Genomic DNA, 9,118 nt, shown 5'->3' with positions numbered 1-9,118 from the left:
AGGGTGTGACGCGCGAACGCGAGGATTATTCCCCGTCGTGGCCCCCGCGGGACGGATCCCCACAACGCGGGGAATAAATCCGGCGCCCGGGCGTCCCACCGGCATCCCACGACGCAGGAACCCGCCATGCCGACCCTCCCCGACGATCCGTCGCCGCCCGCGCCCCGCCCCTGGCGCCCCTTGGTCGCCATCGCCTGCCTGGTGTTGGCTGCGGGCCTGGCCTTCGCCTGGACGGCGGGATGGCTCGGTCCGGCGGGGCGACTCACCGCACCGCGGCTGGTGGATGACATCGAGAACGGCAAGCCCTATCCGGGTTTCCGCCGTGCGCACAGCAAGGGCATCTGCGTCGCCGGCCGTTTCGAGCCGACCGCGCAGGGCGCGGCGCTGTCGCGTGCACGGGTGTTCCGGCAGGCCAGCACGCCGGTGCTGGGACGGTTGTCGATCGGCGGCGCCGACCCGTTCGGTGCCGAGGCGCAGGCGCGCGTGCGCAGCCTGGCGCTGTTGCTGCGCACCGACGACGGGCAGGAGTGGCGGATGGCGATGAACAGCTTCCCGTTCTTCGCCGTGGCCACGACGGCGGGTTTCCACGCGCAGATGCTGGCCTCGCGCCCGGACCCGGCCACCGGCAAGCCCGACCCGGCGAAGATGGCGGCGTTCCTGGCGCAGTATCCGGAAGCGGCCCGCTTCCAGGCCTGGGCGAAATCCGCGCCGTGGTCGAGCAGTTGGGCCAATACCGAGTACAACGGCGTGAACACGTTCCGCTTCATCGATGCGCAGGGCCGGTCGCGGTTCGTGCGCTGGTCGATGCGGCCGCAGGCGCCGTTCCAGCCGCTGCCGGACGCTACGCGCCAGCAGGCCGAGGCGGACTATCTGCAACAGGACGTGCGGGAGCGGCTGGCGCAGGGCCCGCTGCGCTGGGACCTGGTGGTCAACGAAGCGGCGGAGGGCGATCCGGTCGATGATCCGTCGCAGCCGTGGCCGGCGGAACGCCCGCAGCATGTCGTCGGCACGCTGGTGATCGAGCGCAGCGAAGCGCAGGCCACCGGCGCCTGCCGGGACGTGAACTACGATCCCACGGTGGTGCCGGACGGCGTCGCGCTGTCCAACGATCCCATCCTCGCGGCGCGTGCGGCGGCCTACAGCGTCTCGTTCAACCGGCGCGAACGCGAGACCGCGAGCGGCGACATCGCGTCACCCGCCACGCCGTCGGGACAGGAGGCGAAACGATGAACCGGCACGGCCATTTCGACGCGTTCGCCCGCGCACTGCACTGGAGCATGGCGATCCTGATCCTGGCGATGCTGTTCGTCGGCGTGGGCATGGTGGCGTCGCTGTCGCTGCGCCCGGTGCTGATCGACCTGCACCGCCCGCTCGGCATGGCGCTGCTGGCGCTGGCGCTGATCCGCCTGCTGCACCGCTGGCGTAGCCCGCCTCCGCCGCTGCCCGCGTCGCTGCCGCGTGCGCAGGCGTTCGCAGCCAAGGCGTCGCACGTGGCGCTGTACGCCGCCATGCTGGCGATGCCGCTGCTCGGCTGGGCGATGCTGTCGGCGGGCGGTTATCCGGTGCGCATGACCTCGACGTTCTCGCTGCCGCCGCTCCTGCCGCAGGATCCGGCGCTGTACAGCCTGTTGCGGCTGGCGCACGGGTGGGTGGGCTATGCGCTGTTCGCGCTGATCCTGCTGCACGCGGCGGCCGCGCTGCATCATGCCTGGGTGCGCCGCGATGGCGTGTTCGAGGCGATGGCGCGAGGACGGTCCGGCACGACGACGACGGCCGCGCCGGATCCCGGCACGCCACCGGAATCCTGACGGGAAACATGCGCTGGACGCGGCACGCCGATGCGGTTGCAATGGGTCTTGCCGACCTTGCGGACGTTCCCTGTGCTGATCGCGTTCAACAAGCCCTTCAACGTGCTCTGCCAGTTCACCGACCGCAGCGATCCGCCACGGCGGACGCTGGCGGAATTCGGCCTGCCGCCCGCCGTGTACGCGGCGGGCCGGTTGGACTACGACAGCGAGGGGCTGCTGCTGCTGACGGATGACGGCGCGCTGGCGAACCGGCTGACCGATCCGCGCCACAAGCAGCCGAAGACCTACTGGGTGCAGGTGGAAGGCACGCCGGCGGAAGAGCAGCTGGAGGCGCTGCGGCGCGGCGTGGTGTTGAACGACGGACCCACGCGGCCGGCGCGGGTCGAAAGGCTCGATCCGGCGCCGACGCTCTGGCCGCGCGATCCGCCGGTGCGCTTCCGCAAGACGGTGCCCGACTCCTGGCTGTCGGTGACGATCACCGAAGGCCGCAACCGCCAGGTCCGGCGCATGACCGCCGCCGTCGGACTGCCGACCCTGCGGCTGGTGCGTGCCGCCATGGGCGACACATCGCTGGGCGATCTGGCGCCCGGCACATGGCGGGCGCTCTAGGCGACGCGGGAACCGGGAAATCAGCCCTCGGTGGAGCGCGTGGTGCTGCGCGGCTTGCGCGGCGCACCGGTCTTGCGTGCGGTCGAGGTCTTGGCCGAACCGTTGACCTTGCGCGCTTCGACACGACGCGACTTGCCCTCGATCGCACCCGTGGCCTGGTCCTGCTTGCGCTTGCGGTAGGCCACCAGCGCCAGCAGGCCCACACCGATGCCCGTGGCCACCGCGACCGCCGGATTGCGGCGCACGAAGCTCACCGCCAGCCTGCCGCCCGTCTTGGCGACGCCCAGTGCCGCGCCCGTCTGCAGCAACTTGTCCGCGCTCGGCACGGCATGCTTGAGGCTGGTGCCCGCCTGGCTGGCCAGCTCGAGGGCGCGGTCGGTGATGGTGGTCAGCTTGCTCATGTTGTTTGCCCCTAGGGTCTGTTGACCGGGACAGTGTCCCCGTCGCGGTGTTTACATGGCGTCATTCCGCGCACCGGTTGCCCACCGAATGCTGAACGGCGATCATGGCGCATGATCCATGTGCTGCCGAACATCCTCAACGCGGGCGAGCTGGCCATGGTGCGGGAGCTGATCCCGCAGGTGCGGTTCGCCGATGGCCGCATCACCAACCAGGCCTCCACGGTGAAGCGCAACCTGCAGGCTCCCCTCGAGGATCCCGCGAACGCCCGCATCGCCGAGATCGCCCGCAACGCCTTGATGCGCCATGCCGATGTGCGCCTGTTCGGGCAGCCACGACAGATGGCGCGCACGACCGTGGTCCGTTACGAGCCGGGCATGACCTATGGCTGGCATGTGGACGAGGCACTGTTCCCGTCCACGCCGCCGATGCGCAGCGACCTGTCGTGCACGGTCTTCCTGAATTCCCCGACCGAGTACCAGGGCGGCGAGCTGACCATCCAGCTCGGTTCGCAGGAACTGAGCTACAAGCTGCAGGCCGGCGACGCGCTGCTGTATCCGTCGACGACGGTGCACCAGGTGGCCCCGGTGACGCAGGGCATCCGCATCGCGGCGATCACGTGGCTGCAGAGTTGGGTGGCGGATGTGTCGCGACGCGAGCTGCTGGCGCAGATCGAGGAAGCGCGTTCGCTGGCCGATCCCGCCAACGCACGCCAACGGGTGTTGCTGGAATCGCTGCGGACCAATCTGTTCCGCATGTGGGCCGATACCTGACGCGCGCGAGACGTGTCAGGCCAGTGACGGATACCGTTGCTGCAGCGTAGTGACGAAGGCTTCCGCGTCGACGATGGCCTCCTGGTGCAGGCCAAACGAGCGCTCCAGGTCGTGGCGCCGGTCGTCCACGCTGTAGCCGTGCTGCGGGGCCTTGGAATAGCGTGCCCAGGCGGATGACGTCTTCGCCGCACTGACCCAGGCCGCGCCCCAGCCAAGATGTCCGGCAATGGCCTGCAGCGTGGGCTCGGGGGTTTCCAGCAGGCGCTCGAAATCCACGTGGAGCAGGCGATCGCCCTCCGGACCCGCCTGCAAGGCCTTGCGACGCGCATGCTCGGCCAACCACACCATGGCGCACTGCTGCGGCAGTGTCAGGCGGTGGAGATGCAACGTCGCATCCTCCCCGACGCGCTCGCGCAGCCACGCCAGGCGCGCGGGTGCGGTGGTGATCGCATCGCGCACGGAGTCAGGCGATTTCAGCAGCGTGGCCAGATAGGGCCGCAGCGGCATGTCCATGAAGATCGCACGGGCGCCGGGAAACGTCGCCAGCAACGGCGACACCAGCCCGTTGCAGCTGCTGGTCGCCTTGATGATGCAACGCTGGTCCGGTGCGAGCGGCCGCGCCAGCCGGCCCACGGTGTCGTGCAGCAACGCCTGCCATGCCTCGCGGGAAAAGCGGCCTTCCGGCAGGCCGGCATCGCGTTGTTGCTCCGCCAGTACCCGCAACGTCAGCGGTTCCCGCAACACCTGCGTCTGCGGGTGCTCGGCCAGCAGCCGACTGAGCAGGGTGGAGCCGCAATGGCCGATGTGGAACAGGAAATGGCACTCGGGCGGCGCGCCGGTGAGCGGCGGCAGCGCATCCAGCGGCACCCAGGCACCGTCCGGTTTTTCGGACAACACCCGCTCATCCAGGAAGGCGGCCCGCGCACGCTGCGCGCGGTCGAGCCGCACGAACAGCATGCGCCTGCCGACAGCGTCCAGCCGGAACGGCATGAAGGCAGCGTCGTGCAGCATCGGGACGGGAGCGGTCATGGCAATACGCAAAGACGGAAGCGCCAGAGTCTAAGCGTTTCAGTCGCTGATCTCTCCAGCGCGTGACGGTCACGCCTGAGGGCAACCGACGTCGACGTTCGGTGACCGTCACCCGAACCGTCGCGTGCGCCACGCGCACGCCCGCATGACGCCCTCCCGCGCGCCCACGGGCAGGGTCGCCCGGACCTACATCGCGCGGTCGTGCGCGCAGCGCACGCTACGTACCGCGCGGCTTCGCCCGATGGGTCGCCTGGGCGCTCCACGGGTCGTCGGGCCGCGCCGAGGGGAACCCGCCGCCAACGCAATGGGTGCGCCGCCGCCGCGGCAGGCGATAACGACGCGCTACGTGCCGCGCGGCTTCGCCCGATGGGTTGCCTGGGCGCTCCACGGGTCGTCCGGCCACGGATGTTTGGGATAACGCCCCTTCATCTCCTTCTTCACCTCGGCATAGGTGGCGTTCCAGAAGTTGCGCAGGTCGGCGGTGACCTGCAGCGGTTTGCCGCCGGGCGACAGCAGATGCAGCAGCAGCGGCACGCGGCCGTCGGCCACGCGCGGGGTGTCGGCCAAGCCGAAAAGTTCCTGCAGCTTCACCGCCAGCACCGGTGGCTGGCCGTGCGTGTATTCGATGCGGCGCTCCATCCCGGACGGCACGGTGATGCGCACCGGCGCCAGCTGGTCGATGCGCTGCCGCAGCGACCAGTCCATGCCGGACTTCAGCGCATGCGCCAGCTCGTCCTCGCCCAGCGCGTCGAGCCGCGTCTTGCCGGCGAACGCAGGCGTCAGCCAGTCATCGAGCGTGGCCATCAGCGCGTCGTCCGACAGGTCGGGCAGGCCGAGATCGGGCATCCAGTCGCGCAGGCAGCGCACGCGTTCGCGCCACTGCTGCAGTGACTCCGGCCACGACAGCGCGTCCAGGCCGAGATCGCGCACCGCGTCGGTCAACGCGGCGGCGGCGAGCGCGGGGTCGACGCGGCCGGCAGGACGGGCATCGAACACGATCTGGTCGAAGCGCGATTCGCGCTGTGCCACCAGCGCGCGACGCGCGGCATCCCAGCGCACCGTGTCTTCGGTGACGAAGCGGTCGGCGAAATCGCGACGCAGGCGCTGCTCGTCCACCGGCGCGCCACGTTGCACCAGGGCATCGCGGTTCTCATGTCGCAACTCGCTGACCACGATCCAGGGCTCGCCGACCAGCGCGCTGTCATCGAACAGCCGCGCACTGCGCCCGTTCGCCAGCAGGTAGCGCCGCGCGTCCTGCGGATGCCGGAAGCCGATCCGGTCGGGGAAGGCATGCATCAGCACATCGCCCAGGCGGTGCGCTTCGACCGACGACGGCGGCCTCGCGTTCTCGCGCATGCGGCGACGCCACTGTTTCGCCGCGGCGTCGATCGCCGCCAGGCCGGAGCGGTTGGCGTCGCCCGGCGCGCGGCCCGTTCGGAACGCGGCCAGTGCGCGCCAGCGCGCGGCCAGCGCATCGCCGCCCATGCGCAGCGGATCACGCGCTTCGACCAGCGCGGCAAGATCGCCGGCCAGCGCGCGGTCTTCGCCCTCGTCCGCCGACAGCAGCATCGCGGCCAGCCGCGGATGCGTGCCCAACGCCAGCATGCGCTTGCCCAGCGGCGTGATGGCGTTCGTCGACGTCAATGCGCCCAGCCGGAGCAGCAGGGCGCGCGCAGCGTTCATCGCCCCGGACGGCGGCGCATCGACGAAGCGCAGCGCGTCGCTGCCCCACGCCGCCAGTTCCAGCGCCAGCGCGCCCAGTTCGACCAGGGCGATCTCCGGGCGTCGCTGCGGATCCAGCCGCTGCGATTGCGGCCACAAGCGGTACGCCCATCCCTCGGCGACGCGGCCGGCACGGCCCGCGCGCTGGTCGGCGGAGGCCTGCGAGATGGTGGTGACCTCCAGCCGCGAGAAGCCGCTGTTCGGATCGTAGGACGGCTCGCGCGCCAAACCGCTGTCGATCACCACGCGTACACCGGGCAAGGTCACCGACGACTCGGCCACGTTGGTCGCCAGCACCACGCGACGCCGACCTTGCGGATCGGGCTGCAGCGCTTCGGACTGCTTCTCGACCGGCAGTTCACCGTGCAGCGCCAGCACCACAATGTCTTCTTTCCTTTCTTCCCTCGGGAGAAGGTGCCCGGTGTGCCCTTCGACAGGCCCAGGGTGTGGCGAGCGCGCAGCCGCGTTGCCGGAAACCTCATTGCCTTCGTTGGCCCTTTCCCCAACCCCTCTCCCTGTGGGAGAGTGGCTCAGCATCGTCTGCAACCGCGCGATCTCGCGCTGGCCAGGGAGGAACACCAGTACGTCGCCGGGATGCTGGGCGAGCGCGTGCTCGATCGCACGCTTGGCGTGCAACTCCAGCGGCTCATCCCGATCGCCCTGAGCCTGCCGAAGGGCACGGCGGGCAGGAAAATGCGCGACCTGCACCGGAAAGCCACGGCCTTCGCTGCTCAACCGCGGTGCATCCAGGAAGCGCGCCAGCTTCTCGCCATCGAGCGTGGCCGACATCACCACCAGGCGCAGGTCGTCGCGCAGCTGCGCCTGTACGTCGAGCGCCAGCGCGAGGCCAAGGTCACCGGCGAGGTGGCGCTCGTGGAATTCGTCGAACAGGATGGCGCCGACCTCTTCCAGCATCGGGTCGTCCTGGATCATCCGCGTCAGGATGCCTTCGGTAACCACCTCGATCCGCGTCCCGGGACCGACCTTGTTCTCGAAGCGGATGCGGTAACCGACCGTGCCGCCGACCGATTCGCCACGCTGCTTCGCCATGAAACCAGCGGCCGCGCGCGCGGCCACCCGGCGCGGCTCCAGCATCACGATCTTGCGGCCCTGCAGCCACGGCTCATCCAGCAGCGCCAGCGGCACCTGCGTGGTCTTGCCGGCGCCCGGCGGCGCCTCCAGCACCAGGCGCGGGTGCTCGGACAGGCTGCGGACGATGTCCGGCAGCAGCGGCGTGATGGGGAAGGTGGGCGACGGCATGCGGTGCGAAGGATAAGGCTTTCCCGGTTGAACTCATGCACTTGGTTGTGGGAGCGACGTCAGTCGCGATGTGGCCTCCGCAGTGGTTCATCGCGACTGACGTCGCTCCCACATCCCACATCACGCATCACGGATTCCGGAACCCGGCGCCTGCACCGGCTAAAATGGCCGCCATGGACCTCATCGACATCGGCGCCAACCTTACCCACGAGAGCTTCGACCACGACCGCAACGCGGTGCTGCAGCGCGCGCGCCAGGCCGGCGTGGTGCAGCAGGTGGTCACCGGCGCCAGCCGCGAGCATTCGCCGACCGCGCTGCGCCTGGCGCAGGCGCATCCGGGCGAGCTGTTCGCCACCGCCGGCGTGCATCCGCACCACGCCAGCGAGTACACCGACGAGTGCGATGCGGAGATGCGCGCGCTGCACGCGCACCCTGAGGTGGTGGCGGTAGGCGAATGCGGGCTGGATTACTTTCGCGATTTCTCGCCGCGCCCGGCCCAGCGCAAGGCCTTCGAGCGCCAGCTGCAGATCGCCGTCGACACCGGCAAGCCCCTGTTCCTGCACCAGCGCGACGCGCACGACGACTTCGTCGCGATGATGAAGAACTTCGACGGCAAGCTCGGCCCGGCGGTGGTGCACTGCTTCACCGGCACCCGGACGGAGCTGTTCGACTGCCTGGACCAGGACTGGCATATCGGCATCACCGGCTGGCTGTGCGACGAGCGCCGCGGCCTGCACCTGCGCGAGCTGGTGAAGAACATCCCGGCCGACCGGCTGATGATCGAGACCGATGCGCCCTACCTGCTGCCACGCACGGTGAAGCCGCAGCCCTCGCACCGCCGCAACGAACCGATGTATCTCGCCCACATCGTGGCCGAGCTGGCGCGCGACCGCGGCGAGGACATCGACGTCACCGCGGCCGCCACGACGGCGACCGCGCGTGCGTTTTTCCGGTTGCCCGCCGGCAGCTGAGCCCGAACGGCGTCACTCGACCTTGCGGTCCTCGGACTTGGCCTGCTGCATCGCCTCGGGTTCGAGCTCTTCGGCACTGCGGTTGAGCCGCACGAACACGCCCCACGCCACCAGCAGCAACGCCGCCGAGCCGCCGATCGCGATGACGTACGGCAGCTGGCGCGGATCTTCGTGCATCAGCTCGAACGTGGCCACCAGCGTTTCGATCGACAGGGCGATGACGATGACCACGAGGAAGCGCGACAGGTAGCGGCGCACGCGGGTGGGGCCGCTGACCTTGACGTCGCGCTGTACCTCTTCCTCGAACACCGTCTGCGCCAGTTCCAGCGCCACCAGCCCGATGGTCAGCATGCCGATGCTTTCGAGGATGTTGTCGAAACGGCCGCGCAGGCCGGCCTCGGCACTTGCCATGACCACGCCATGCCACAACTCGCTGGCGGCCAGCACGATCAGCGCGGCAGCGGCGAAGAAGAACAGGACGATGATGGCCAGGTGGCCGGCGAGGAAGATCTTGTGCAGGTGCTTCATGGCGGCGCCACCGGAAAGG

The 9,118-nt window shown here is 69.9% G+C and carries 9 protein-coding genes; 5 read left to right on the top strand and 4 right to left on the bottom strand.

The window, feature by feature from the left end; genetic code table 11:
* Positions 1 to 126 precede the first annotated feature (126 nt).
* The 3 genes from MMG85_RS16795 (at position 127) to MMG85_RS16785 (ending at position 2,417) form a co-directional block, all read left to right on the top strand.
* On the top strand, positions 127 to 1,230 hold the full coding sequence (locus MMG85_RS16795; RefSeq protein WP_241047079.1) for a catalase family peroxidase: 1,104 nt from the start codon (positions 127 to 129) through the stop codon (positions 1,228 to 1,230).
* Positions 1,227 to 1,808, top strand: a complete 582-nt coding sequence (locus MMG85_RS16790; RefSeq protein WP_241047078.1) for a cytochrome b/b6 domain-containing protein — start codon at positions 1,227 to 1,229, stop codon at positions 1,806 to 1,808. Before MMG85_RS16795 ends, MMG85_RS16790 begins: the two co-directional genes overlap by 4 nt.
* 72 nt (positions 1,809 to 1,880) lie before the next feature.
* Positions 1,881 to 2,417, top strand: a complete 537-nt coding sequence (locus MMG85_RS16785; protein ID WP_241047077.1) for a pseudouridine synthase — start codon at positions 1,881 to 1,883, stop codon at positions 2,415 to 2,417.
* A 20-nt stretch (positions 2,418 to 2,437) separates the two neighbouring features.
* Here the strand turns inward: MMG85_RS16785 and MMG85_RS16780 are convergent, their stop codons facing one another.
* Positions 2,438 to 2,818, bottom strand: coding sequence for a hypothetical protein (locus MMG85_RS16780; protein WP_241047076.1), 381 nt, complete (start codon positions 2,816 to 2,818; stop codon positions 2,438 to 2,440).
* 111 nt (positions 2,819 to 2,929) lie between these two features.
* Between MMG85_RS16780 and MMG85_RS16775 the strand changes: the two genes are divergently transcribed.
* Complete coding sequence (locus tag MMG85_RS16775; protein ID WP_241047075.1) at positions 2,930 to 3,589, top strand: Fe2+-dependent dioxygenase; 660 nt, start codon at positions 2,930 to 2,932, stop codon at positions 3,587 to 3,589.
* Between the two features lie 15 nt (positions 3,590 to 3,604).
* On the opposite strand, the gene MMG85_RS16770 is transcribed toward MMG85_RS16775, so the two are convergent.
* A complete protein-coding gene (locus MMG85_RS16770; protein ID WP_241047074.1) occupies positions 3,605 to 4,618 on the bottom strand; it encodes a sulfotransferase in 1,014 nt (337 codons plus the stop codon).
* 342 nt (positions 4,619 to 4,960) lie between these two features.
* Complete coding sequence (gene hrpB / locus MMG85_RS16765) at positions 4,961 to 7,600, bottom strand: ATP-dependent helicase HrpB (protein ID WP_241047073.1); 2,640 nt, start codon at positions 7,598 to 7,600, stop codon at positions 4,961 to 4,963.
* Between the two features lie 173 nt (positions 7,601 to 7,773).
* On the opposite strand from hrpB, the gene MMG85_RS16760 reads away from it, so the two are divergent.
* Positions 7,774 to 8,571: a TatD family hydrolase gene (locus MMG85_RS16760; protein ID WP_241047072.1), complete on the top strand. Its 798-nt coding sequence runs from the start codon at positions 7,774 to 7,776 to the stop codon at positions 8,569 to 8,571.
* Positions 8,572 to 8,583: 12 nt separating this feature from the next.
* Here MMG85_RS16760 and MMG85_RS16755 read toward each other — a convergent pair whose 3' ends face one another.
* On the bottom strand, positions 8,584 to 9,099 hold the full coding sequence (locus MMG85_RS16755; RefSeq protein WP_241047071.1) for a hypothetical protein: 516 nt from the start codon (positions 9,097 to 9,099) through the stop codon (positions 8,584 to 8,586).
* Positions 9,100 to 9,118 lie beyond the last annotated feature (19 nt).

Origin of the sequence: Pseudoxanthomonas sp. LH2527 (assembly GCF_022539275.1) — a bacterium.
In the GTDB taxonomy this organism is placed as follows: Bacteria; Pseudomonadota; Gammaproteobacteria; order Xanthomonadales; family Xanthomonadaceae; genus Pseudoxanthomonas_A.
The sequence above is the reverse complement of the archived record's forward strand: the minus strand, read 5'-3'. Positions and strand labels throughout refer to the sequence as shown.